Here is a 24,122-nt window from a genome sequence, read left to right on the forward strand (position 1 = left end):
TGACCCATTCGTTTAATTGTATTTATTGACAAGTTCGTGTAAATGTTCTAATGTGATCAAAAATGAAAAATAGCGTTTATCGAGGACATAATTACGTAGGCTCGCTTCAACAGAGAGGGAATGGATTGCTGTAACATTCCTGTTGCTGCTGCGCAATTCCTACCTCGTTAGCTGCAAAGGGGAATGTCTGTCTCATAACAGGCTGCAACCTTTGCCGGAAGGGTCCGTTACGCCCCAAAGGACTGTATGTTAGCAGCAAGAGACATGAAACGACTGAATACAGTTAAATAAGGGTGGTACCACGACGCATTCGTCCCTGACGAATGCGTCTTTTTGCTGTTCAAGACTTCATGTGCGTAGTGCTTACCCATCTGATAAACAAGGAGTGTATTCAAGATGCGTCAAAGTGAAATGCTTGTTCCAACATTACGTGAAGCACCAGCGGAAGCTGATGCAACAGGGCACCGCCTGCTACTGCGCTCGGGTATGATTCGTCAAGTGGCCGCGGGAATATACAGTTATTTACCACTCGGGCGACGTGTGCTTCTGAACGTCGAGCAAATCGTCCGGGAAGAGATGGATCGTGCCGGGTGCCAGGAAGTACTGTTGCCAATTATGCAACCAGCAGAGTTGTGGGAAGAATCCGGCAGATACACGCAATATGGTCCAGAGTTAATGCGTCTGAAGGACCGGCACATGAGAGAGTTTGCGCTTGGACCGACTCATGAGGAGGTCGTTACAGCATTAGCTCGTGACGAAGTCAACTCTTACCGTAAGCTGCCCTTTACCTTGTATCAGATCGGAACCAAGTTCCGGGATGAGCGCCGTCCGCGTTTTGGCTTGTTGCGTGGCCGAGAATTTATCATGAAGGATGCCTATTCATTTGCATCGGATTGGGAGGAACTGGATCGAACCTATCAGGTAATGAATACAGCATATTGCCGTATTCTGGAACGCTGTGGTTTGGATTTCCTTCGGGTTGAGGCAGATGCGGGAACTATTGGTGGACAAGGCGAAACACATGAGTTCATGGCTTTGGCTGATGTAGGAGAGGATACCATTGTGACGTGTAAAACATGTGGTTATGCTGCAAATCTGGAGAAGGCGGCGTTTCAATCCGCAGCACCTGCTATCCTTACTAATAAACCAAAAGTTAATGAGCACACAGAAGTGTTACGGGTTGAGACACCAGGTGTTCGTACGATCGCAGAATTATGCTCTTTCCTTGGCAAGAATGCAGAAGAGATGGTCAAAACATTGCTTTATCTGGCGGATGGTCAGCTTGTCGCTGCAATTGTCCGTGGAGATCATGAACTCAACGATATTGCCTTGAAACAGGTGCTTGGCTGCGAGGAACTGGAGCTGGCTGACGATGCAACTATCGCCGCGCATTCTAATCTCACCGTCGGTTATCTTGGACCTGTAGGGCTTGGACTGCGTATGGTGGTAGACGCTGATGTGGCCACCATGAAACATGCAGTGACCGGAGCAAATGAGGCTGGCATGCATCTATCAGGTGTTCGTCCAGGCGTGGATTTTCCGCTGGATCAAGTTGAGCGTATCCGCTTTGCCGCTGAAGGGGATTGTTGCGTATCATGTGGCGAACCACTTGTGTTCACCAAAGGTATTGAAGTAGGGCATATATTCAAGCTGGGTACAAAGTACAGCGATGCCATGGGAGCTTCTTTCCTGGATCGTAATGGCCGCCAATGTGCACCTGTAATGGGATGTTACGGTATCGGGGTATCTCGTTTAATGGCAGCTATTGCTGAACAGTACGCGACGGAAGAGGGTATCCAGTGGCCTGTATCTGTAGCGCCTTATGATGTGCATCTCATCCCGGTAAGCTGGAAAGACGAGCATCAACAGAAGCTAACGCTTGAGTTGGAGCAACAGCTAATGGATTGTGGATTTCGTGTGCTCGTCGATGATCGGGATGAACGCCCGGGTGTAAAATTCAAGGATGCCGAGTTAATCGGACTGCCTGTACACATTGTTGTAGGCAGAGGAGCAGCCGAAGCACAAGTGGAACTGGGTGCCCATATGCTTGCTGTTTCAGGCGAAACGAAACGAATCAGTATGAAGGCACAGGAAGCTGTAAATTACGTGAAGGAGCAAATTCGCCGAGATTAAGCGAGGGTGTAGCATAAGAAGCGAAGAAAACACAGTAGTTTATGATAGATAACATTTGCCTATATAATAGGACTGAATATTATGTCGATCTTTATTTTTAGCTGAATAAGCCAGAGGTTCCTTGGAAAACGGGACTCTAGAAGTAGAAAGAAAGTCTAATTACAGAAAATAATCATACCAAGTGACTACAGCTGGAAAATAAAGATTAGGTTAATTTCGCTTTTGCTCATAAAGCTGCGGTAAGCTTGGCTAATCGCAGTGATACGGGTATAAGTGTGCAAAACTAACGTAAGCGTGATTGTACTTCAACCATGCTGTAAATCGCATAAGTACGGATGTTACAGGCAAATATGTTCTAGTTCAGCAGGGGGTAGACATCGACTTTGAAGTCGAAAGTGGCATGCAAGGGATTTATTTTTGAAAAAGAAAACGAAAAGGAGTCCTTAGCCTGTGATCTGGGCAAGGGCTCCCTTTTGTCGTTTATTTGAAATGGCTGCAGATTAAGAGGCAGCAGGCAATTTCAGTGTTTGACCTGGATAAATCCAGTGTGGTTTTTTAATTTTGTTGAGTTTTTGCAGGGTCTGCCATGTTGTATCGTATTGTTTGGAGATCGAGTACAGAGACTCGCCTGATTTTACAATATGCAATTTAGCAGGGGCTGGAGCTGGTTTCCCTGGTGCTGGTTTGACCGGTTTCTCCGGTTGAGGCTTGGTTGGTGTTGGTGCTGGCACAGGGGCCGGAGCCTCAGTACCCGGTGCTTCTGGTTCTACAGCAGCTTTCTTGCCTTCGCTGATACGGCCGTCGGTTTTAATATCGACTGCGCCGAGCTTTTGCATGTAGTTGATCAACGCCTCATCCAGTGCACCGTACATACCGGTTGTTGGATACTTGGCGAACATCGTGTACTCATCACCGCCGACTGCTGTGAAGTCATTGGTTGCAAGTGTGTAGGTCGCTGCTGGATCAAGAGCTTTATCGCCGACCATTACGGAATGAACACGGCTGCCTTTTGCAGCAGCGGCATCGATTTTGAATGTGATCCCAGATACTTGCGGGAATCCACCGCTTGGTTCCGGGTAGGAGCCTACACCGTTCTCCAGGGCTGCGAGTACATCAGAGCCTTTTACATTAAGGGTCACAACTTGGTTGCCAAAGGGAAGAACGGTAATGACATCGCCTTTAGTTACGATGCCTTTTTCGATAGAAGAACGAATGCCTCCGCCGTTAGTCAATGCGATATCGGCTTTGCTGACATCACGGATTGCATCAGCCAGCAGGTCACCCAGATTGGTCTCGCCAGTGCGTACTTGCTCACGTTTGCCGTCGAGCAGAACGGCAGTATTTGCTACTTCTTCTTTCAGAATCGGTTCTTGTTTTTTCTGAATGGAACTTACGAGCGCGGCAACGTTCTCGTTTGGTTTAATGTCTTTGGCCCCGGTTTCATCCATTAATGTTGCTGTTTTCTTCGAAACTTTGCCGCCGTCTACCCACAGGTCAATGACACCTACATAATTCGTATATTCACCTGCACTTGCAATCAAAGTTCCATGATCAGATACAAGTCCGTTTTTCAATACGGTATGGCTATGTCCATCGATGAACACATCAATGCCTGGCACCTCTTTAACGACTTTGAAGCTTGTATCGGTACTGGAAACATCTTGTCCAAGGTGTCCAAGAACAACGACAACATCGACTTTGCTACGAATTTCATTCACGAGAACTTTAGCTTCGGCAGAAGGGTCTGTGATTTGCAGACCTTCTACGTTTTTCGGGTTCGTTTTGTACATGGTTTCTGGTGTAGTCAAGGCGATAATCCCGATCTTCACACCATCAACTTCTTTGATAAGGTAAGGTTCGAAGATACGAGTTCCGTCTTTTTTCTTTACGTTTGCACTGAGCATAGGGAATTTCATCATCTTCGCCAGCTCCATCAGACGTTCCGAGCCATAGTTAAATTCATGGTTACCAGGTACCATCGCCTGATAGCCTATTTCGTTCATGACCTGGGCAATGCTCTCGCCTCTGACAAGCGTAGCAAATGTGGTACCGTGTACCGCATCGCCTGCATCCAGCAAGAGGGTGTTTGGATTTTCGCTGCGATATTTGTCAACGATGCCTGCGACTTTTGCAAATCCCATAGCAGGTGACTGTTCAACTGCACGGGCATGCATGTCATTGGTATGTAGGATAGTGATGTGCTTACCTGTGCCTGGAGCAGAATCCGTTGCTGCCGCCGCAATGCCTACACTGCCAAACAGTAAACAAACCGTTAGCAGAAGTGAAACAACGTTTTTCCAGTTTTTCATGAATCCGAAACCTCCCAAAATAGTAATCTATTAGAGCGTTTATACAGCTCATGTAGTATTTTAACAGACTATGATGAGTAAATCTCGTGATTTGCGTAAAAATAAGTAACCTGAAAGTTACATCTGATTTTGCCTGTAAAGCAGGTTCAACACTACACTTAAAAGAACATATGTTCTTAAATGCTGTAAAAAAAATGCTGCGCTTCACGCGGCAGTCCGGTACGTAAGCAAAATTTCTCAAGAGATTCATCCGGTTCCGGTGTGATTCCGGCCGTCAATAGTTGAATGGCAAAAAGATTGGCTTGTCTCTCCAGTTTGCCTGGAGCGAAATAGGAATGCTCCTCCAGGAAGAAACGATTAATTCCTTTGTGCAGTCTGTCATGCCCCAATTCATGCGCGCATACAAAGCGCTGCCATTCGGGGGGCAAGTCGTTGTGTATCACAATAAATCTGCGACGAAGTTTGCGGAAATACAGCCCTTTCGTGGATTTGCCCAGATTCGTAAAACGAATCTGTATTCCTACAGCACGGGCAATGCTGAACGGACAGTTGGTTCGGTGTTTGCGAATCAGCTCGGTTACGATGTCATCCATATGATCTCACCTGCAGTTTCAATAAGTTTGAACTCGTGTCCTGTTCTCATGGGCGTTGATCCGATTCGCCTGACTTTTTCCGTTTATTCATCTGTTTGGCTTCCCAGAACAAACCGGTCAGCACGTCTTTGATCCGTTTCTTGTCCTCTTCATCCAGCGGAATACCGTCGAACATCAAATCGTCGTCATCCTCCAGCATCTTTTTAAAGTCCCGGCGATCCTTGTAAGTTGCCCATTCCGGCACTTCCTGATGGTTTGCCTCAAGTCCTGTTTCAATATAACCTGCCTGTTTCATCATGTCTGAGTAAGGTACGGCGAGTGCGTTGGCAATCTTTCGGATGGTTGCTGGTTTAGGCACCCCGCGTACACCATTTTCAATCCGTGAAATCTGTGAATTGCTTATTCCAGCCGCTTCAGCGAGCTGATTGATGCTGAATCCCTGTTGCTCTCGCAACTGTTTCATATAAGGACCAAAAGCGTGCTCCACAACTCATGCATCTCCTTCGACTCGTCATAAGTGTTTGTGATTATAAAGAAGTCCGTTCGTTCTGCTCATGTGACGTTCTGCAAACTTGCCCGTTCCGGATGCGGATCATTCTTTCGATCGCTGTTATCCCCGGATTTTCTGTCATGTTCTCCTTTAAAGGGAGAAATCCGGTGATAAAGGCGAACGCTCCGCTTCTCCAGAATTGATTCCGCCTCCTGCACTACGTCTGTGCGCCTGCTAACGTGGAGTCATTCCCAGAGCCATGGACTTCTTTATAAAAAACAAATGACTTATACGAGTTCAGTAATTATCTGTACTATATCGTATATATACCATTAGGTAAAGAGATATGAAACAATTATGCCAAAAGGTATAGAAAATGAGAGCGAAGGTTTTATTTTATCGTCTAAATGACCCGAAATGAAGGTTTACTCCATTCTCCAGAAAGTGGTATCCTCTAATAGAAATACGAACAAAATGCGAACATGGTGTAAACAGGAACTCGTTTCCAAAAGGCAACGTAAGAAAAAAATCAAAAAACGTTACGTTTTGAAGAATCGGAACAACTCTATATGAGAGACTGTCTTCGCTAGAAGATGGGGATGAGGATTAGTCTAAGTATCAGTATGGGTTGTCAAAATGGAATGAAATATAGAGGGAATCAACTTGAGGAGGAGAATGACTATGGCAACGATGGCAAATATGGAATTGATGTTACCGGAATTGGATCGTCGTAAAACGCAGGCAGCTGTGGAGGCTGTATTGGAGAAGTATCGGATTTATAAAACGATTGCTTTTGAAGAACGTGAGGTGCAAGTGACCGCAAGTTATACGGAACGTTTGCATGGAGCTACCAATGTCACGGGGGATTCTACCGCAAGAACAGCGATCTATAATGTGGATGTCCAGCGTGCGCGTCAGGCTTACTGCGATACCATCGATCATATCGTATCTCGGCTTAGCGAGAAGGAACGAGTATTGGTACAGGAGCGATATATGAAGGACGATGATGTTTTTGATTATAAAATATACAACCATGTTTTTGATCCGCCTGTGAGCAAGGATACCTACACCAAGATTCGCACCCGTGCTTTTTACAAATTGGCGCTGGCTTTGTCCGACCGTGGGCTGATGAATATGGAACCACTGTCATGCACAAGAAAAGAACGGAAGAAGCTTGGCTGAGTATTAGGCAAAAAGTTGAAGCTTTCATATCCACGAAGGATTGGTTACAATGGTTTGGACAAAATCACTGACGGAGCATCTGAGGGGGAGTGTCCATGCCGGAAGAGGCTGGAATGCAGGAAATGGTGACGCTTAAAACCATTGCGGAAACGTTAAATACCTCCAATGACCTTAGTCTGATGCTGGATACGGTTGTTGGCAAATTACTTGAGCTAACCGGACTCACGGCGGGATGGCTTTTTCTTATCGATGAACGCGGAGAGTATGCCTGTGTATCAGACTATAACTTGCCGCCAGCTTTAATTCGAAACGATAAAGAGCCCATGCGGATGGGAACGTGCTGGTGTATCAACCGTTTTAGGGATGGAGGGCTGCAACATGCGATCAATATCATTAACTGCAAACGTCTTGAAGATGCTGTGGAGTTTAAGTGGGGAGATACGCAGGATATTACACACCACGCGACAGTTCCACTGCGTTCGGGTGATCGAATGTTGGGACTGCTCAATGTAGCAGCGCCAGGCAAAGAGGTTTTCAGCGATAGTGAACTCGCACTTTTGCAGGCGGTAGCCTATCAGATTGGCAGTGCAATGGAGCGAATGCGATTTTATCGTGCAGAGCAGCGACGGGCAGAACTCTATGCCCGGCTCGGGGACTTCGGCACAGCATTAAGTCTTGCTGTCAATGAATGCAGTGAGCCGAATGCATTGCCGGATACTGTTGCAAGGCTGCTTGGCAAGCATTTTGATTGGTCGTTCGCTGCGCTTGTACAACAAACGAATAGCACATTTCATATACAGGCAATGTATGCACATGGTGAGGTATGGACGGACTCGGCAGATCCCCTTTCCTTGGAAGGGACACGCCTCATGGATCGGATCGTGGATCACTATCGTGCAGCCATCCTATCCGCGGATGAACTTGCTGAAATATTCGGCCAATTCAGCCTTGAATTTCAATGGGGTGAATTTGCTTCGGGGGTGGGTGTACCTCTCCCATATCATGCGCCAGAGGAACCGGGAGTGTTGATCATCGGTACTGAATCACGATCCCTGGATCTGATTCGGGCAGACAGGGAAGTCCTTGAGGCTCTGGCAGAGCATATCATTGCTTCACGGGAGAGCCTGAAGCTGGCAGATCATCGGCGCGAACTGGCGAGGCTTGAAGAGCGGAATCGGCTTGCTCGGGATTTGCATGATTCGGTGAATCAAATTTTGTTCTCCCTATCGTTGACGGCGAAAGGTGCAGAGAGTATGCTCTCCGGTACGGAGCCGATGCATCCGGCAGCAGAAGTGATGAGAGATATACGAGCCTTGTCTCAGGAAGCACTCAAGGAGATGCGAGCATTGATTATGCAGCTTCGTCCATCAGGTTTGGAGGCCGGATTAGTCAGCGCGCTTCAGGAGTATGGGGCAAAACAGGGGCTTCAAGTTATCGCTGATCGTAAGGGGATGCGCTCCATACCGCGTAATATCGAAGAAGGTTTGTGGCGTATTGGTCAGGAGGCTTTGAACAATATTCGGAAGCACGCAGGGGTGTCTTCGGCATGCGTACAGCTTGAATTCAGTGAACGTGAAGCGAAACTCACCATCTCGGATCAGGGGAAGGGCGGTGCCAAGCGGCGGAAGCCATCATCGGAAAATTCACTCGGATTGTCGATTATGAGAGAGCGCGCACAATCACTCGGAGGCAAACTAAATATAAGGAGTTCTTCGCGTAAAGGGACAACCGTGACAGCAGTTATACCACTTCCGTATGAAGCGGAATAGAGTCAGGAGGCAGGCAATGATGCCGATTACAATTCTACTTGCCGACGATCATGTCATGGTCAGACGGGGACTACATGTTTTTCTGAAAACGCAGGAAGATATGAAGGTTATCGGTGAAGCATCGAACGGGCAGGAAGCCTTGGAGCAAGCACAGGAGCTGGAGCCGGATGTTATTCTGATGGATCTTCATATGCCTGTCATGGACGGCATCGAAACAGCCAGGCGTTTGCGTAGTCTGCTGCCACATACGCGGATTATCGTGCTAACTTCGTTCTCGGATCAGGATCATGTCGTTCCTGCGGTTCGTGCAGGTGTGAAGGGGTATCTGCTTAAAGATATCGAGCCTGAGGATTTAGCCGCTGCGATCCGTAATGTGCATTCCGGTCAGGTCGAATTACATCCAGCGGCTGCAAGTCAATTGATGCATGTCATGGCGTCGATGGATATGCTGTCAGATGCACCGCAAGAGGAAGGGAATACCTCAGGAAAAAAATATTTACAACGTTCGAATCAGACGGATCAACAAACGAGCGAACCAAGCCAATCGAGTAAAACGAGTCAGTTAAATGAACCAAGTCCTTCAAGTCGTTCATGGAGTTCTAGTCAATCGCGTTCTCCGTCCGATGAAGGTCTAAATATACTTACTCGCCGTGAACGCGAAGTGCTGGGGCTGATCGCTCAAGGGCTGAGCAACAAAGAGATTGCCGTACGGCTCGTGATTTCGGAGAAAACAGTCAAAACACATGTCAGTCATCTACTGGATAAACTAGGGGTTGCAGACCGTACTCAGGCAGCACTGCATGCTGTTCGAAATGGCTGGGAACTGTGATGAATTACAGGCTACCACTGGAGTCGCCAAATTCAGACAAAATTCAGACTAAAGTCGTATGAACTCAACCCAAAGGTTGAGTTTTTTTGTGCTGAAGTTAAGTCCATTAGCTGACGAATGCCGAGCTACATCAAGGTAAAATAAGGATAACCAAAGCCGAGAGACAAGAGCAGGTAAGAAGATACTAACAGCGATCAGGAGAGTGAATGTAATGAATATTGTGATATTGGCAGGCAGCAACCGGAGAAATGCAACAAGCACACGTCTGGGTGAATATGCCGCAGAGATCATTCAAAGACAAGGACACGAAGCGAGCTTATTTAATCTGTATGAAAAACCACTTCCGTTCTATGCCCCAGATGAAAAGCAAGATACCGACGAGAACCTGGTAACATTGAATACCGCGATGCTTGCAGCGGATGCCATCATTCTTTCTACACCGGAGTATCACGGTAGCATAAGCGGTGTGCTTAAAAATGCGCTTGATCATCTGAGTCAGGCCCATTTCAGTGGTAAATCGGTTTTATCGATCAGCTCTGCTGGAGGAGCAGTTGGGGTAAGCTCGCTTACCCAAATGCAAACCATGGTACGTAATCTGCATGGTATTAATGCTCCGGAATGGATTTCCATTGGTGGTGCACAGCGCAGACGATTTGAAGCGACGTTTGATGGCTACGAGGAATACGAAGGAAGTCAGGATATTGAGGAACGGGTGCAGCGTGTACTGGGCTCTTTTCTGAATCTGGCTCAGACGTTAACGGCGGCAAGGAGTGCACTGTAGAGTAATCCAAGGCTGACAAGTGGGGCATCATTTCAGTCTAATAAATTCATCATCTTAACGAAATAGAAGGAGGGGACACAGCGTGATTAAAGGTTTATATGAAACACATCTGAATGTTGCAGATCTTCAAAGATCACATCATTTTTACGAGAAGGTACTGGGCTTACCTCTTGCTAATGCACAGCCGGAACACGGATACTTATTTTACTGGATTGGCGGCGAGCGCCATGCCATGCTGGGGCTGTGGGAGAAGGAACCTGCACAGGTGCAACGTCAGCACTTTGCTTTTCACGTATCTTTGGAAGATATGAAACATGCCGTTGAATACCTGGAAAACAAGGGCATCCCCACCCGTAATTTTCAGGATGATGATATTGGGGAATTATATGTCTTTGCCTGGATGCCTGCGGTTGCGGTCTATTTTGCTGACCCGGATGGTCACTCGTTAGAATTCATCGCTGTGCTGCCAGACGAAGCGAAGCCTGAGCTTGGCTTGGTGCCGTGGAGTGAATGGGAGAGGCTGCATGGGAGAAGTATATGATCATTGAACAAGTATTGTTTCATACCGTAAAGCTGGAGGAACTGCACCATTTCTATGGAGTTAGGCTGGGCATGAAGGTATCCGAGATTAATCCTGTAGAGGAGGCCTTCACTGTGAAGGCTGGAAGCACCAAAATGATATTCAAGCAGTGGAACTCTGCAACCGAAACAGAGAAAAAGGGCATTGAACCGTTTTATCATTTTGCCTGGATGATTCCGAGGAATCAGTTTCAGCAAGCGAAGCAGTGGGCAGCGTCACGGGTAACGCTAAGCACAGATGGAGAGCGGGATCAGACTTACTCAACCAATTGGGATTCACATTCGTTATATTTTGAAGACCCGGCCGGAAATATCGTGGAGTTGATCGCTCATCATAAGGAAAATAACGAGCAAGAGGGTGCATTTTCGGTGGAAAATATTTTGAAGGTGTGTGAGATCGGGCTGGTTTCGGAGGATGTGCCAGCCACAGTGCACGAATTGGAGAAAGTGGGATTACCCCGCTGGGGCGAAGGCAGTGATACGTTTTCTCCTGTAGGTGATCGAAACGGTTTGTTTATTGTGGTGAGGAAAGAACGAGTATGGTTTTTCTCTAATCAAAAGGCTCAGATTTTCCCGCTAGAAGCAACGATACATCAAGTGGGTACGCTTCGATTCGAGGGGGATTATAGCCATTCATCAGGATATTTTGCTACTGGACTGACAGGTTGAAAGTTCTTAGATCAGATATAGGGGAAAAGGGGAATAAGTATCTGAACTCCATCATGTTATAGAAGTAAACGCTTTATTTTATGGAGATCAGGAGTAGTCCGGCTTGTAGCGAGGCTTCCGTAACTTGAAGGGGGATGACACACTTGGATCGACGTTTGTTGGAAGAGGGACTAGCGACTATTGCGTCCAGTCGGGAACGCACAGGTGACCTATGGCATGCCCATTATGGGGCAGGGGCTATTGCGGCTTACTTTTGGGTGAGGGAAAATCGCCTCACAGCCCTCGCCGCTGGCAGTGTTACCGCCGAAGCGAAAGCGATGCTTCGCCAGCATGGGACACATATCAGTCATACTGCTTCACCAAGTGAGCGCATGCCGTTAGAAGAAGCCGAAGCGCGTATTGCAGACGCGCTGGAGCACACGATTGGCGAGTTGCACTGGGTAGGACACCAAGTGATCTATGGTGCGATTAGCCTCAAAGCCCTTCGTGAACTGGAAGGATGGGGCACCGTAGAAGAGATTGAGCAGATTGCTCAATTAATCGAGTCGTTTGAACGTACGATTCCAGGGAGATCCTGGGTGAATACAACAGTAAAAGAGATTCGCCATATGCAGCTGGACGATAATGACGATTTCCCTGAGATACTGCATCCGATTCAGTTGTCTCAGTTCATTCTGGAGGAACTTGGTGCGTTTCGTACAATTTATCAAGCGGAAGCCCATCATGATCTGATTGGACATATGCTTACCTACGGTCATGCGCTGAACATGCTTTATGAGCTGGGATATCAGGCTCTATTCTATAAAGGCGTTCCGCCTTTTCTCAAAATGGTCAAGGCCTTGCGCCTGAGCCGTGATATCGATCTGACGCCGGAGGCAGCCACGCTGCAATCTCCTGTGGACGTGCTACCACTAGCACAAGCTGAGCGTTCACGCGCTCTGCCACATGAATTGGAATACTGGTTGAAGGATCGGCGCTGCCGTGACTGGTATGGCGGGCATATATTTAAATTTCCGTTCAGCTTCTATCACCATGCCAAACATGAGGAGCCTGAGCCTGGAATTTGGGAAAATTTCCGTTATATTATCGCGTGAACATGGATCAGTGTGAATATGCCATAATTGGAATCGATATATATGGATTAAACCGGAATCCTTGAATAACGAACAACTTAAAAAGATTAGCTTAGAAAAGCACTTGCCCAAGCGGCAGGTGCTTTTTCGGTAGAGCCGCACTATTTCTCATAAAACCGACGACAGATCGGCGTAATTCATCCGCAATACCGTCTACGTGAGGGAGAAAAGAAGGTAAGATGATAGTATCGGATCAGAAGCAAGGGAAGCAATGTGCCGTGCAGTTTGTAGCGTGTAGCGCACAAAGTCTAAACGATGTGCAAGAGACGGAAAAGTAGCTCACGCAGAAAAAGATCAGGCCAGCAAAATGCTGGTTTTTTTCATTTCGGTGATTGCGCCCTTGCCCTGATCGGGTATTGAAGAATATCAAAAAACAGGAGGATACATGATATGAAAACAGTATTGTATGTACCACTCGATGATCGTCCGGCGAATCTGGATGACGTCATTGTCCAAGGGAAAGCAGCCGGTCTTCACATCGTTACACCCAGCCTGAAAGATATCAAGAACCGTTTGGATACGAAGAAGACGACCGACGGCACAACGCTGCTGGGCACTTCGACGCCCGTTTACGGGAATCCGTCCAACATTTATGATTTCATTGTCAAACATGCAGCGAAGGCAGATGGTTTCATTATTTCAACGGATATGCTTGCTTATGGCGGATTAATCGGCAGTCGTCAGCTTCGCGAAAACGGCGGGGGAACGTATCCGTCATATGACGAGCAAACCACTCATTTGCTGGATGTCATTCGAATAATTAAAACGAAGTACCCTCGCAAACCGCTGTTTGTGATGGATACGATTATGCGGCTTGCAACCACTTCATTTGCAGATGGTTTGGCACTGGATGCCTATAATGAATCTCGCTCTCTGATGCAGCAACCACGCCAGACCTTCACGGAGTTTGAAGATATTATTCAAGGATATAACGTTTCTCCAGATGGAGTAGAGTATGGGGAGACCACTTATTTTGATAAACCGAAATACTATAATACAAGACAGCACAAGTTCAAAACCAATCGTTACATTCTGGATCAACTGGCTCGTACGGGTTATATTGATTTCCTTGCCGTTGGTGTGGATGATGCGAATACCCAAGGGGTTCAGATCAACGAGATCAAGTATGTCGAAGCACGGATTAACGAATGGCTTGGCGGCACGGATGGACAGAACCCGGATCGTGCGATTATTTTGCCGGATGCCGACGGTCTGGGACATGCTCTAGTCGCTCGAATGGCGAACCAGTTATTCAGGGGCGGAGCGAAAACGAAATATGGTGTGAAGTATTACGGGCCACACGGCTCGACGATCATCAATACCTACGAATATATGGATGTGCATCAAAATGTGGTGCATCACGTCGATATTGTCGGTGGTGTTATGATTGAGGATGGGGCAGATTCTACGTTGGATATGGAGATCATTGCTATTACGGCGCTTGACCAGGCACAGGCGGCAGTGGAGCGTTTGGCAACGAATGGGGAACAGGGGTTGCCTTCGATCCTGATTGATTTTGTGGGTAAAGGGCCTGCGAATGTCGATGTGGCTGAAGCGTTGCTGAATAGTCCATATACCGGACGCGTACTTGGATACAGTGCCTGGAATACACCGGGGAACAAAATTGGTCTTGCGGTTGGCATGGCACAATCGAGATTTGCACTGATCACGACTGAAAAGCATGAATATAAGCTGCGGGATGCCATGAATGCACACGGCTCGCTGTTGTTCAAACGTTTCCTGAAGGACTACAGCTACAAAGCGGTAGCCATTGCCGATGTTCGTACCTATTCGCGTGCGCATGCACTGTATACCAATGTAGCAACACTGGCGGATCAGAATATGCTGCTGTTTAACTCGGAAGAGGATTACGCTCATCTGCAAAGCTTGCTGCGTGACCTTATGCAGACACACACCGCTGAACTGGCAAGCAAACCGGCTTTCGGGCAAGGCAACCCGGCCATTCGCCGAATCTGTGACGGGCAACTGACGTATGCAACTTATCATGGTGAATTGTTGGAATACAACAATCCGGATTTCATTTGGGGACGTGCGTTTGAAATTACGCTGAGCCCGCAAGCAAGGCTGAACTAAAATCATGTTTTAGAATGACAGAAGAAATGGACTGCAATTCAAGTTGAGAACAAATAGAGCGAGCTACTCATAAACGGTAGCTCGCTTTCTGATTCTCAATGCCAAGCAGCTATAATGACGAACATCATAGCTACAACAAAAGAAAGTATGAGAAATGATTTATAACTGTGACGCTTATGTGCGATCCATACCCCATAAGAAGACATGAGAGACGAGATAAAGAAAAATAGGTAGAATAACCTTCCTTCTGGAGAAAATAGAAAAGCAATGCTTGTAAAGTTCCAAAATCCAGAAAGAACAGGGATCGAATATACGGGGACAATGGCTGCAAGTGCGAATAACAGCGTTTGTGTCCAAAGAAAGTACTTATTTATCCATTTCAATAGAAGAATGGATAAGAGAAATAATAGCAAAGTTACTGTGAAAAAAGAGGGGGCGGTCCACATGAGAAGTTGTCCCCAACCACTCATTTTTTCATCATAAAGTAGAAATAAACCCAAGGTATACGCAACTACGCCTGCCAAATAACTTGAGATGAACACCCAGATGTAAAATAGATCAGATTTTTTCATTTAATCGCCTCCACTCTAATAGAACACGATCACTTTATTAATGGTATATTTTTAACATTTAATTGTCTATCTTTAGAGAAAAAAGTCACATAAGAAGTGTCGTCTTTTTACCGCCCAACTTCCTCCCTTATTCGCGCACAAGTCAACCCAATCACCATCCGCGGTAGGGTAAAAAGGCTGTAAGATAGTATTATCGGATCCATTGCCGAGGGACACACCGAAAGCACATACGCTAATGTACAGACCAGTCAATAGGGCTGGTCTTTTTGATGCGGTGAAGTTGTCCCTGCATTTTGATCCGGTTTCTACACGGAGTGTGGGAAAAAGGGGGAATCCCGAACTGCCACATGGTTGCTGTAACATGCGGGCAGCATTCACTTTTACGGCGGAAGGGGGCGAAATGAATGTGTCTATTCGACATGAAATGAACAGTGAAACGAGCAATAAAATGAACAATGAGCAAAGCCACGAAATTAGCAATGGTGTATCAGAGATCAGGATATCAGAGATCAGACTAAGTACACGTATCAAAAAGACGTTAAAGCAGAAGCTTGCAACTCTCATACCTGCTTGGGAAGGCCGCGTGCAGGATATTCCTGCTTCGGGTGAAGTGCTGTCTGGCCCATGTGCAGTGATTGCTTTTGCTGAAGAAGTGCCCAAGTCAACCTGGGCAGGATACAGGAGAATCATCAAGATTTCACCGTATGCCCGATCGGAAGACGGGGGTGCAGAGCAGGTGGAGGCTTGGTCAGCAGAGTTAATCGCAGGCTTGCATCAGGTTCGGCTGGAAGATGAGCAAGGTGAAGCTTTTACCTGCCTCTATCTGGGTTCAACGGACAGTGACCGTGTTGATAGTGGATCGGGTATGGTTACGCGTAGTTTACGTTTTGGTGTATACGTTCCTGAACCGCAAGGCGCCGCCGGGAATAACCCTGTCACGGGTGATCCTTGGCTTGTTGCTTTGCAGCTATGGACAGCGAACAAGCTGGGATCGAATTGGTCTGTGTATGCCAATAGTTGGCCAGGTGGGTATAGGATGCCGTCTGTACTGTGGCGTTTAAGCGGGTACAGTACCGCAGTGGCCGGAACATCGGCGCTTGAAGTACGCAAACAGTGGATCGGGCATGTTCTCACCGATGATACAGGTCTGACAGATCAGGCGGCAAGCCACCTGGTCCAGCAATTGGCACTTCAATCGCGGATTCCAATGACTCCATTGGATAACGAGGAAGCTGGAGCTAACGCGATGGGCGAGAGTCATACACGGTATGTGACAGTAGATGAGGTAACAGCAGATTTGCAAGCCGATGCGTATCTGAATGGACAGATTCGTCTGACATTAACACAGCGTATCCGTCGTCCGGTTACAAGTGCACCGCTTATGCGTGAGATCCACCATAACAAAGGAATAGAGTAAAAGTAAGTCCCAGAGAAGCTATCACTAACGGGTAGTTTCAGATCGTTTTATATCGTAGCTTTTGTAGACTGATTAGTATCAGAAAGACTGCTTCAAAAGTAGATATTTCATCGATTATAGGATTAAAAATTAATAGGTGAGACGAGATCATTTGAACTTTGTTAAACCAACGAGGTGAGAAATACATGGCAAGCTTTATGAAAAAAAAGTCACCAGTTTCCCCGCAGTATACGCGGGCTGAACTGATGAATCATTCGGAAGCCCTCTTTGCCGTGAAGGCAGAGGTGCTGGCTGGTGCGCTGCACGAAGCGGCGCAACAGACGTTTTCCATTGAAGAAGCACAGGCAAGAATCAACCAATTTTTGAAAGCGAAGGTGAATGAATAATGGCAGGTGGAACTTGGGAACAAACAAATCGTCCGGTCCTTCCGGGTTTGTATATGAATTTTCAGGCGGCAGCGTCTTCAGCAATTCAGGCAGGCAGTCGTGGAACGGTCGTTGTGCCGGTCAAGGCTAACTGGGGTCCGGTGGGCACGTTTGTGGAAGTAAGCAGTGAAACGGCAATTGAACGTACATTTGCGGCCGATGCAATGGATAACGGTACGGCTTATACATCTTTGAAACTGGCTTTGCTCGGCGGACCGAAGAAACTGCTCGCTTATCGGGTGGCAAGTTCTGCAGCGAAAGCAGCCACGCTGACGTTGAAGGACGGCGGTGGTGCTGATGTGCTCCAGATTGATGCAAAATATCCGGGCGACCGTGCGAATGGCTTCTATGTAACGATTCAGCCGGGTGTGATCGACAATACGAAGTTTGAAGTGCGCCTGTTTGAAGGCAACCGCATGCTGTATGCTCTCTTGACGGCAGATGTTACAGCGGCAGCCCTTGCCAAAGAGATCAATGCCGATGAGCAAAATCTATGGATCACGGCTCAGGCGATTGGAGAAGGGACTGGGGAGGTTGCGAACGTATCGGGTGCGGCTTTCAAAGGTGGTGTAAGCGGCAATGATGCACTGACGAATGCAGAGTACATTGCTTTGCAGGGCGCGCTGGAAGGAGAGCAGTTTGATGTGCTTGCCCTGGATCATGCGGCGGATGCAGCGTTGCTTGCGAGCTTTGCGGCATGGGTCAAACGGGTACGCAGTGAAGGCAAGCCAGTCATGGCCGTATTCGGTGGCTCTACGGCAGATGATACGTCTGCTTCGGCAGCTCAGAAGGCTGCAGCACGCTCTCTTACGCTGAACCATGAAGGTGTGATTAATGTGGGCACGGGCGTGCGTTTGGGCGATGCTTTCTATAGCTCCGCACAGACCTCTGCTTATGTTGCGGGTCTTATCGCCGGACAACGTCTGAACGAATCCACGACATATGCGGCAGCACCGTTCGATGATGTTACACGCCGCTGGACACGCGCCGAACAGGAGCAGGCTGTACAGAATGGCGTATTTATTTTCTTCCACGATGGACGACGGGTTAAAGCTCTTCGTGGCGTGAATACTCTGGTTACCCCTGCTGCCGGACAAAATAATGCGTGGAAAAAAATCCGGTCGATCCGGGTCATGGATGTGATTAATACAGATTTGCAGCGCTCCGCAGAAGATACGTATATCGGCAAAGTGAACAATACCGAAGAAGGTCGTCAGGCACTGATTGGTGCGATGAAGGCCTATTTGGCGTTGCTTGCACAGAGTAATGTTATCGAAGCCGAAGGGTATGATGTTGTTCTCGACCCGGCGTATTACGGTGATGTTCCTGTGCTGAAACCGGAGGCAGATCAGGTATTCCTGCAATGGAATGTGAAGCTGACGGATGTGATGGAGCAGTTGTTTGGTACGTTTTACGTGCAATAAGGTAAAAGGCTTGATAACAGGCTAACAGGCTAGTAGATAGTTTTGTGAAAAAGTAGAAGGACATGTTGAGTGGTTGGTTTACACGAATAACGGAGAGGACAGCGAAATTCTAGGGATACAGTGATTCGGAGGATTTCTGATGGCGTCGTTATGATATGTGAACAATAACCACTCAACCATAATAAGGAGGAAATATACATGTTGGATGCATCAAGAGTGATTCTCGGTACCCACGGTCAATTGCATATGGATGGTGTGTGGCAGACCAATATTAACAAGCTGGAGGCCAGCGTAGAGATTGAGAAACGTGAGCTGAATCTGGTCGGCAACGAGTGGAAGGTTCACAAAAACGGTGCTAAAAAAGGTACAGGTACGATGACAGGTTACAAGGTTACGTCCGATATGATCAAGCGCGGCTTTACCAAATTTCAAATTATCTCCAAGCTGGATGATCCCGAGTCGTACGGACATGAAAGTGTACTGTTGAAAGGTTGCATGGTAGATAAAATTCAGCTGGCGAACTGGACGGCAGGTGAGGAAGTGCCGGAAGAAACGGGCTTTACCTTTGAAGGGTTCGAATTGCTGAATCCGATTGTAGCGAACTGATTTTTATGAAAGGTTATTGAACTTGTTCACAATAAGCAAGGACACTGAAGCAGACCGAGAACCCCTCGGTCTTTTTGTGTCTTGAGATGATTATGAAATACACACGGAAGCACATCGAATTCAGAGAATACATGAGAAAAAGGAGATTTTAACCGATGAGTATGAATGAAAATTTGTCCGAAGAGCAGATTTTAGATCAGTTGTTTGAAGCGGCAGAACGTCTGCCAGAAGAAAATGTGCGTATCCAGCGTCTGGATCTGCTGCTCACCTTGCGCGGATTGACGTCTTCCAAAGTAGACCAGATTCGCGAGCGCTGTACGATCCGCAAAACGACAAAAGGCCGCACCGAGGAAAAGGTGGATACCGAAACGTTTAACGCCCTGCTGATCTCCGAGGCCACGGTGAAAATGAGTGTCCGCGGACTGGAGCTGTCCGGCTGGGGAGACAATCGCATCACAGGACGGATGAAGCTGTCGGGTGGAGAGCAGGCGGTGCGCCGTATGTTGCTGGCTGGTGAACTGGATGCGGTTGGGGATAAAGTGCTTGAACTGTCCGGCTTCGGCGTGGAGATTGAAGACCTAAAAAACTGATTCACTCCGGCGGGATGACCACGTTCCTATATCACATGTGGGTGCGTCATCATCTCCGTCCCGGAGAGTTCTGGTCTTTGCCGCGCGGGGAGCGCTCGTTGTTGCTCGCGTTCTCGGAAGAAGAGATGGCGGCAATATCTGCTCAAATGAATCGTTAATTGAAAAGGCAGGAGGTGAAACAAATGGCAGAAATGATTATCGGGTTATCCCAGTCGAACACACAAATGAAAACGACGCTTCGTTACCTCGATCAGATTCAACGTTCTACAGATCGCTTGAACCGGGTTCGGTATCAAGGGCTGATCAAAGTGAATGATGAGCTGAGAACCACCGGACGCAGACTGGAAAGCATCTATAGTACAGCTGTCCGTTTGAGCCGCTTGCGGATCACACCGAGAATTGGATTGGACGATCAGCTAAGTCCGGCTTTGGATCGTGCGCTGATCAAACTGAATAGCTTCCGCAATCAGTTAGTAAAGGCTTCTGGAACGGTGTCGGTCGAGGTGAAGCAAAAGGTTGAAGTGGCGATGGGGAAAATGATCCCGGCTAGCGGGCCATCGTTGGCGTTGAATATTGGGAACAACAACAATACAGTGAAAAATGTGGCGAAGGAAGAAGATAAGAGTTGGTTGGAGAAAGCCAATGAATACGTAGAAATGGCTAATAATTTTAATGATCTCATTGATAACTTCGTGGATAAATTCGAAAAAATTAAAGGCTTATTTACTAAAAAGAAAGGGAGTAATACAACTGATCCAACCACAAGTCCTGCAGCTAAATGTTGCTGTTGCTCTGGCGGTGGTCGAGTAGGAAGTGTTCGAAGAACAGCAACTAAAGGTAACCGTCAAACACGCACTAATAGTAGAAATGGCGGAGACGTTTCTCGAAATGCGCCCACTCGGAGAGTGGCTGGTGGAAGAGGAAGAAGATCTGCTTCGAGAGCATCGAGCCCTGCAGCTGTGCCAAGGCCAAATGTCCCCAGAATCCTTACAGACACTTCGGATCGTGCTGTAAATGAAGCAAGAAATATGAACCGAAACCGGGGAATTGGTGGTGGTAGAAGATCAAATCTAGTTTCTGGACTCATGTCCTCTTCACCAATGGGAATGTCTGATCTCCTTTTGGGAGATGGCATGTTAGGCAAGTTGGGTGGTGGCTTTGCCAAAGGTGCAAAGAAATTGCTTGGTCCAATCAGCATGTTGGCGGATGTCGCTAATATCGCCAATGCACCTGCCGAGGAAAGAGGCCGTGCTGTGGGGAACATGATTGGCGGAACGGCGGGTACGGCGATTGGTAGCGCCATTGGTAGTTTTATTTTGCCGGGGATCGGTACTTATATTGGTGGTGCAGTTGGTGGTTGGGCTGGTGGTGAAGTGGGAGGCTGGATTGGAGATAAGGCAAAGGATATCGGTAACTTTGTTTCCAATGCATCGGAAGGGTTAGGGAACGCATTATCGGGTGCCGCTGACTTCGTCTCTGAGAAAACAAAGAGTCTTACTGAGGGATTTTCTAATTTCTTCGGTTTTGGATCGAAAAAAGAAGAACAGGGCACTCCCGCTGTAACAGTCGCTTCAACACCTTCCGTACCTCCAACACCGCAGATGCCGCCATCATACAGGCCAGAATTTCTATCGATCACCGGACCCGAAGCCTATATGAACAATCGATTTGGTTCATCAACATCGGTAGGTTTGATGGGAACAAGCGTTATGCAATCCCAAGCGATGGCGACAAATCAAACGGGGCAGCCGAGCGGTAAAGCTTCGCCGCTCACCGTGCGTATTTCCGAAGAACAGATGAGCAGTTTGGCAGGTTACCTTAAGGATTTCAAAACGGAAACGACCAACCAGATTTCGGTGAATGTTGCACCAGGCACAGTACAAGTGACCGTTCGGGAGAACGCGATTGATTACGACGCTGTGACTCAACAAGTGGGGCAACGGATCTCGAACGAGCTCCGCCGGGCGATGCAAAATCGCAAAACGATTATGGCCTAAGCAGAAAGGAGGCCGCAGATATGTCTGTACTTGAAGATAAAGTTGGTCCTAATGAAATGTCGTTCACGTTGAAGGACGGCAGTACTTCGTTTGTATTCCCGGTGAACCCGGAAGAAGTCAACATTTCCAGATCCAAGGGGTACGAAACGATTAATATGCTGGAGCATGGCGAGTTTGATTTTGCACAAGGGGAGAAGGTGAAGGAGATCACCTTCTCTTCTTTTTTTCCAAAAGTATATGATCCGTCCTATTGCATGGACGAGAAGTATTTTCTAGATCCACGCGTGGCGCTGAATGTGCTGAACAACTTTCTCATCTCCAAACAACCGATGCGTTTTATCATCTCGGGAACCGGAGTGAACGTACCTGTGTTTCTGATTTCACTCAATTCGAGTTTTCGCGGCGGGGAGCCGGGAGATATATATTTCGACGTGACCCTGCGAACGTGGCGAGATTCCAAAGTGGAGAAGATGGGTTCAGGCGCTACTGGGAGTAAGGCTAGTTCACGTACTGATCTGAAAAAAAGTAGCAAGACATACACCGTCAAAGCCGGGGATTCCCTCTCCAAAATAGCCAAGTTTGAGCTTGGAAATAGTTCCAAGTGGAACGAGATTTACAAGCTCAACACGAAAATCATCGGCAGTGATCCGAACCGGATCAAGCCGGGGCAAAAGCTGGTGATGCCATGACTTACAAGGTCATTGTCGATGACAAATATGATATCACCAAGCTTGTCGAAACGATTACGCTGAAGGACTCGCTTGATCAGATTGCCTATCAAGCGAACATCCGGCTGGCCGTGTCTGCTTCTTCAGGTCTGCCTTCGATTTCACCAGGCATGGCGGTGCGGATCAGTGGGGTTCCTTTTGGCGAAAAATCAGTGGTCTACCTGCTCCATCCAGCGGTCATCTGGGAAGCGGAAAGCTCGAACAGCGGCACCAAGCGTTTGTCCCTCACGGTCTACGACCGGATGATTTATCTTGAGAAATCGGAGGACGAATTCCTGTTTCCCAAGGATCAGACGGCAGTGCAACGGCTTAAAGCGTACGCTAAGGAATGGAAAATTCCCTTGGCTACGTTGCCAGAGATCAAGACGAAGCTGGGTAAGGCGGTGTATCGGTCACAGACGATTTTTTCGATGATATTTGCCGATCTGAAAGAAACGGCCAAGTCCGGGGGAGACATGTATCATCCGCGGATGACGCCTGGCGGGTTGCAGTTGTTCAAGGTAGGTAGCAACACGAAGGTACACGCGCTGGATCGGATAATCGATCTGACGCAGATGCGTACACTCGAAGGCGCGGTCACGAAAGTAAAGGTGATGGCAGCGTCTGAGTCCGGCGGTAGCGGTAAAGAGGTGCCTTCCAAAGTGTTAGCGATTGAGCAGAGTGATACAGAGCAACTGGGTACACTGCAAAAACTGATCGAGGACGATCAGGTAAAAACAACCGCCGCCGCAAAAAAACTGGCAAAAAGCAAACTGACAGGTATTCAAGAGACGTTTACGATCTCGGCTCCGGATATCAATACGATTCGCGCAGGAGATGCGGTCACGTTGAAAGGTCTAAAGCTGATCGTCATGTCGGTGAGCCGGGATCTGTCAGCCGGGCCGGGCACGATGACGCTGGAGCTGGGCACGGCGGAGCTGGTGAAAAGGAGGTTTTACCTTGAATAAAGAAGATCCGTACGGGCAGTTTGCCAATGTGATGCGGGGAGCGATGAGCACACATTCCCGTCAGGCCGTGAGCGGTTTGGGCGCGGTGCTTGGTACGATCACGGCGTCCGGTGTGAAGCTGGACGATTTCAAGCACGAAGTGCAGGACTATCTCGTGGCCGAGTTACCGGGCACGCTGGGGTTGCCGGAGCGCGAGATAACTGGCGCGATTTCCGGGATATCTGATGTGGCGGGCGGCGGTACGACGGGCACGGGACGGTTTCTTTTGCAAAAAGAGGAAGTGGAAGAGGCAGTCTGGTCTTTGGGCAAAGGTTTGAAAGCCGGGGATCGCGTGCTGGCGATGCGGGTGAATGGCGGGAACGATATTGTGGTGCTGTGTAAGGTGGTGAGTGCGAATGCCTAGTTTGTTTCCGGACACGGGTATTGTCTGGGGAGATGAAGAGGATCTGTCCGGGGTGGCCTCGGAAGAGGTGCGTTTTGGACGAAGCTGGCGCTATGACTATGAGGCTGGTGATTTTGTGCTGACCCCCAGCGGCAAGGTGGCCACGGCAGATACGCATGAAGCTTGGGTACAGTGGTGTATCAAGGCGGTGAAAACTCCGCGGTACAGATATGTGATCTATTCTCGGGACTACGGTTCGGAACTGGAGGATCTGGTCGGTCAGGGGGATAGCCGCGGTGTGATGGAAAGTGAGATTGCCCGGATGGTGACGGAAACGCTGCTCGCCGATCCACGTACCGATACGGTCGATCAGTTTACATTTGATTGGGACCGGGAGCAGTGCGGGTTTACGTGCCGGGTGATGAGTGTGCAGGATGAGATGTTTATTCTGGAAAGTGAGGTGATCTGACGGG

General features: G+C 48.0%; 23 protein-coding genes. 19 read left to right on the forward strand and 4 right to left on the reverse strand.

The window, feature by feature from the left end; translation table 11 throughout:
* Nucleotides 1-396: 396 nt before the first annotated feature.
* Nucleotides 397-2,133, forward strand: a complete 1,737-nt coding sequence (locus EC604_RS05490) for a proline--tRNA ligase (protein ID WP_123063168.1) — start codon at nt 397-399, stop codon at nt 2,131-2,133.
* A gap of 500 nt (nt 2,134-2,633) precedes the next feature.
* Here the strand turns inward: EC604_RS05490 and EC604_RS05495 are convergent, their stop codons facing one another.
* The 3 genes from EC604_RS05495 to EC604_RS05505 all read right to left on the reverse strand — a co-directional run bounded on the left by EC604_RS05495 (nt 2,634) and on the right by EC604_RS05505 (nt 5,522).
* The gene (locus EC604_RS05495) at nt 2,634-4,442 is read right to left on the reverse strand and encodes a 5'-nucleotidase C-terminal domain-containing protein (protein ID WP_123063169.1); all 1,809 of its coding nucleotides are present in this window, start codon (nt 4,440-4,442) and stop codon (nt 2,634-2,636) included.
* Between the two features lie 176 nt (nt 4,443-4,618).
* Nucleotides 4,619-5,035 carry an ImmA/IrrE family metallo-endopeptidase gene (locus tag EC604_RS05500; RefSeq protein WP_123063170.1) on the reverse strand — a complete coding sequence of 139 codons (417 nt, stop codon included), beginning with the start codon at nt 5,033-5,035 and terminating at the stop codon, nt 4,619-4,621.
* A 46-nt stretch (nt 5,036-5,081) separates the two neighbouring features.
* Nucleotides 5,082-5,522, reverse strand: a complete 441-nt coding sequence (locus tag EC604_RS05505; RefSeq protein WP_275670028.1) for a helix-turn-helix domain-containing protein — start codon at nt 5,520-5,522, stop codon at nt 5,082-5,084.
* A gap of 702 nt (nt 5,523-6,224) precedes the next feature.
* Here EC604_RS05505 and EC604_RS05510 point away from each other — a divergent pair.
* From EC604_RS05510 to EC604_RS05545, 8 genes are all read left to right on the forward strand, one after another.
* Nucleotides 6,225-6,707: an ArpU family phage packaging/lysis transcriptional regulator gene (locus tag EC604_RS05510; protein ID WP_123063418.1), complete on the forward strand. Its 483-nt coding sequence runs from the start codon at nt 6,225-6,227 to the stop codon at nt 6,705-6,707.
* 95 nt (nt 6,708-6,802) lie between these two features.
* The gene (locus tag EC604_RS05515) at nt 6,803-8,476 is read left to right on the forward strand and encodes a GAF domain-containing sensor histidine kinase (RefSeq protein ID WP_123063171.1); all 1,674 of its coding nucleotides are present in this window, start codon (nt 6,803-6,805) and stop codon (nt 8,474-8,476) included.
* Nucleotides 8,477-8,495: 19 nt separating this feature from the next.
* On the forward strand, nt 8,496-9,305 hold the full coding sequence (locus EC604_RS30800) for a response regulator (protein ID WP_123063172.1): 810 nt from the start codon (nt 8,496-8,498) through the stop codon (nt 9,303-9,305).
* 211 nt (nt 9,306-9,516) lie between these two features.
* Nucleotides 9,517-10,086 (forward strand): NADPH-dependent FMN reductase, encoded by a 570-nt coding sequence (locus tag EC604_RS05525; RefSeq protein ID WP_123063173.1) that lies wholly within the window; start codon nt 9,517-9,519, stop codon nt 10,084-10,086.
* A gap of 82 nt (nt 10,087-10,168) precedes the next feature.
* Nucleotides 10,169-10,627 (forward strand): VOC family protein, encoded by a 459-nt coding sequence (locus EC604_RS05530; protein WP_123063174.1) that lies wholly within the window; start codon nt 10,169-10,171, stop codon nt 10,625-10,627.
* Complete coding sequence (locus EC604_RS05535) at nt 10,624-11,334, forward strand: VOC family protein (protein WP_123063175.1); 711 nt, start codon at nt 10,624-10,626, stop codon at nt 11,332-11,334. The genes EC604_RS05530 and EC604_RS05535 overlap by 4 nt, the downstream gene beginning before the upstream one ends.
* A gap of 143 nt (nt 11,335-11,477) precedes the next feature.
* Nucleotides 11,478-12,428: a hypothetical protein gene (locus EC604_RS05540; protein WP_240036670.1), complete on the forward strand. Its 951-nt coding sequence runs from the start codon at nt 11,478-11,480 to the stop codon at nt 12,426-12,428.
* 429 nt (nt 12,429-12,857) lie between these two features.
* Nucleotides 12,858-14,561, forward strand: coding sequence for a DUF4127 family protein (locus EC604_RS05545; RefSeq protein WP_123063177.1), 1,704 nt, complete (start codon nt 12,858-12,860; stop codon nt 14,559-14,561).
* Between the two features lie 95 nt (nt 14,562-14,656).
* Here the strand turns inward: EC604_RS05545 and EC604_RS05550 are convergent, their stop codons facing one another.
* Nucleotides 14,657-15,133: a hypothetical protein gene (locus tag EC604_RS05550; RefSeq protein ID WP_123063178.1), complete on the reverse strand. Its 477-nt coding sequence runs from the start codon at nt 15,131-15,133 to the stop codon at nt 14,657-14,659.
* Between the two features lie 235 nt (nt 15,134-15,368).
* Between EC604_RS05550 and EC604_RS05555 the strand changes: the two genes are divergently transcribed.
* The 10 genes from EC604_RS05555 (at nt 15,369) to EC604_RS05600 (ending at nt 24,118) form a co-directional block, all read left to right on the forward strand.
* Nucleotides 15,369-16,550, forward strand: coding sequence for a hypothetical protein (locus tag EC604_RS05555; RefSeq protein ID WP_151458051.1), 1,182 nt, complete (start codon nt 15,369-15,371; stop codon nt 16,548-16,550).
* A gap of 185 nt (nt 16,551-16,735) precedes the next feature.
* The gene (locus EC604_RS05560) at nt 16,736-16,936 is read left to right on the forward strand and encodes a hypothetical protein (protein ID WP_123063180.1); all 201 of its coding nucleotides are present in this window, start codon (nt 16,736-16,738) and stop codon (nt 16,934-16,936) included.
* Complete coding sequence (locus EC604_RS05565; RefSeq protein ID WP_123063181.1) at nt 16,936-18,399, forward strand: phage tail sheath subtilisin-like domain-containing protein; 1,464 nt, start codon at nt 16,936-16,938, stop codon at nt 18,397-18,399. The genes EC604_RS05560 and EC604_RS05565 overlap by 1 nt, the downstream gene beginning before the upstream one ends.
* Before the next feature lie 198 nt (nt 18,400-18,597).
* Complete coding sequence (locus tag EC604_RS05570; RefSeq protein ID WP_123063182.1) at nt 18,598-19,005, forward strand: phage tail tube protein; 408 nt, start codon at nt 18,598-18,600, stop codon at nt 19,003-19,005.
* 155 nt (nt 19,006-19,160) lie between these two features.
* Nucleotides 19,161-19,595 carry a phage tail assembly chaperone gene (locus tag EC604_RS05575; RefSeq protein ID WP_090918338.1) on the forward strand — a complete coding sequence of 145 codons (435 nt, stop codon included), beginning with the start codon at nt 19,161-19,163 and terminating at the stop codon, nt 19,593-19,595.
* A 182-nt stretch (nt 19,596-19,777) separates the two neighbouring features.
* On the forward strand, nt 19,778-21,592 hold the full coding sequence (locus tag EC604_RS05580; RefSeq protein WP_123063183.1) for a hypothetical protein: 1,815 nt from the start codon (nt 19,778-19,780) through the stop codon (nt 21,590-21,592).
* A 56-nt stretch (nt 21,593-21,648) separates the two neighbouring features.
* Nucleotides 21,649-22,281 (forward strand): LysM peptidoglycan-binding domain-containing protein, encoded by a 633-nt coding sequence (locus EC604_RS05585; protein ID WP_123063419.1) that lies wholly within the window; start codon nt 21,649-21,651, stop codon nt 22,279-22,281.
* The gene (locus EC604_RS05590; protein ID WP_123063184.1) at nt 22,278-23,267 is read left to right on the forward strand and encodes an XkdQ/YqbQ family protein; all 990 of its coding nucleotides are present in this window, start codon (nt 22,278-22,280) and stop codon (nt 23,265-23,267) included. The genes EC604_RS05585 and EC604_RS05590 overlap by 4 nt, the downstream gene beginning before the upstream one ends.
* On the forward strand, nt 23,260-23,670 hold the full coding sequence (locus EC604_RS05595) for a hypothetical protein (RefSeq protein WP_123063185.1): 411 nt from the start codon (nt 23,260-23,262) through the stop codon (nt 23,668-23,670). Before EC604_RS05590 ends, EC604_RS05595 begins: the two co-directional genes overlap by 8 nt.
* Nucleotides 23,663-24,118, forward strand: coding sequence for a DUF2634 domain-containing protein (locus EC604_RS05600; protein WP_123063186.1), 456 nt, complete (start codon nt 23,663-23,665; stop codon nt 24,116-24,118). The genes EC604_RS05595 and EC604_RS05600 overlap by 8 nt, the downstream gene beginning before the upstream one ends.
* Nucleotides 24,119-24,122: the final 4 nt, after the last annotated feature.

Source organism: Paenibacillus amylolyticus, from assembly GCF_003719335.1.
GTDB classification, from domain to species: Bacteria; Bacillota; Bacilli; order Paenibacillales; family Paenibacillaceae; genus Paenibacillus; species Paenibacillus amylolyticus_D.

Bases quoted from the DNA above. Each gene is read 5' to 3' on its own strand.
- EC604_RS05525 (WP_123063173.1), top strand. From the start codon at position 9,517: ATGAATATTGTGATATTGGCAGGCAGCAACCGGAGAAATGCAACAAGC.
- EC604_RS05575 (WP_090918338.1), top strand. From the start codon at position 19,161: ATGAGTATGAATGAAAATTTGTCCGAAGAGCAGATTTTAGATCAGTTG.
- EC604_RS05600 (WP_123063186.1), top strand. From the start codon at position 23,663: ATGCCTAGTTTGTTTCCGGACACGGGTATTGTCTGGGGAGATGAAGAG.
- EC604_RS05565 (WP_123063181.1), top strand. From the start codon at position 16,936: ATGGCAGGTGGAACTTGGGAACAAACAAATCGTCCGGTCCTTCCGGGT.
- EC604_RS05560 (WP_123063180.1), top strand. From the start codon at position 16,736: ATGGCAAGCTTTATGAAAAAAAAGTCACCAGTTTCCCCGCAGTATACG.
- EC604_RS05585 (WP_123063419.1), top strand. From the start codon at position 21,649: ATGTCGTTCACGTTGAAGGACGGCAGTACTTCGTTTGTATTCCCGGTG.
- EC604_RS05500 (WP_123063170.1), bottom strand. From the start codon at position 5,035: ATGGATGACATCGTAACCGAGCTGATTCGCAAACACCGAACCAACTGT.
- EC604_RS05535 (WP_123063175.1), top strand. From the start codon at position 10,624: ATGATCATTGAACAAGTATTGTTTCATACCGTAAAGCTGGAGGAACTG.
- EC604_RS30800 (WP_123063172.1), top strand. From the start codon at position 8,496: ATGCCGATTACAATTCTACTTGCCGACGATCATGTCATGGTCAGACGG.
- EC604_RS05510 (WP_123063418.1), top strand. From the start codon at position 6,225: ATGGAATTGATGTTACCGGAATTGGATCGTCGTAAAACGCAGGCAGCT.
- EC604_RS05545 (WP_123063177.1), top strand. From the start codon at position 12,858: ATGAAAACAGTATTGTATGTACCACTCGATGATCGTCCGGCGAATCTG.
- EC604_RS05555 (WP_151458051.1), top strand. From the start codon at position 15,369: ATGTACAGACCAGTCAATAGGGCTGGTCTTTTTGATGCGGTGAAGTTG.
- EC604_RS05580 (WP_123063183.1), top strand. From the start codon at position 19,778: ATGGCAGAAATGATTATCGGGTTATCCCAGTCGAACACACAAATGAAA.
- EC604_RS05550 (WP_123063178.1), bottom strand. From the start codon at position 15,133: ATGAAAAAATCTGATCTATTTTACATCTGGGTGTTCATCTCAAGTTAT.
- EC604_RS05515 (WP_123063171.1), top strand. From the start codon at position 6,803: ATGCCGGAAGAGGCTGGAATGCAGGAAATGGTGACGCTTAAAACCATT.
- EC604_RS05590 (WP_123063184.1), top strand. From the start codon at position 22,278: ATGACTTACAAGGTCATTGTCGATGACAAATATGATATCACCAAGCTT.
- EC604_RS05570 (WP_123063182.1), top strand. From the start codon at position 18,598: ATGTTGGATGCATCAAGAGTGATTCTCGGTACCCACGGTCAATTGCAT.
- EC604_RS05490 (WP_123063168.1), top strand. From the start codon at position 397: ATGCGTCAAAGTGAAATGCTTGTTCCAACATTACGTGAAGCACCAGCG.
- EC604_RS05495 (WP_123063169.1), bottom strand. From the start codon at position 4,442: ATGAAAAACTGGAAAAACGTTGTTTCACTTCTGCTAACGGTTTGTTTA.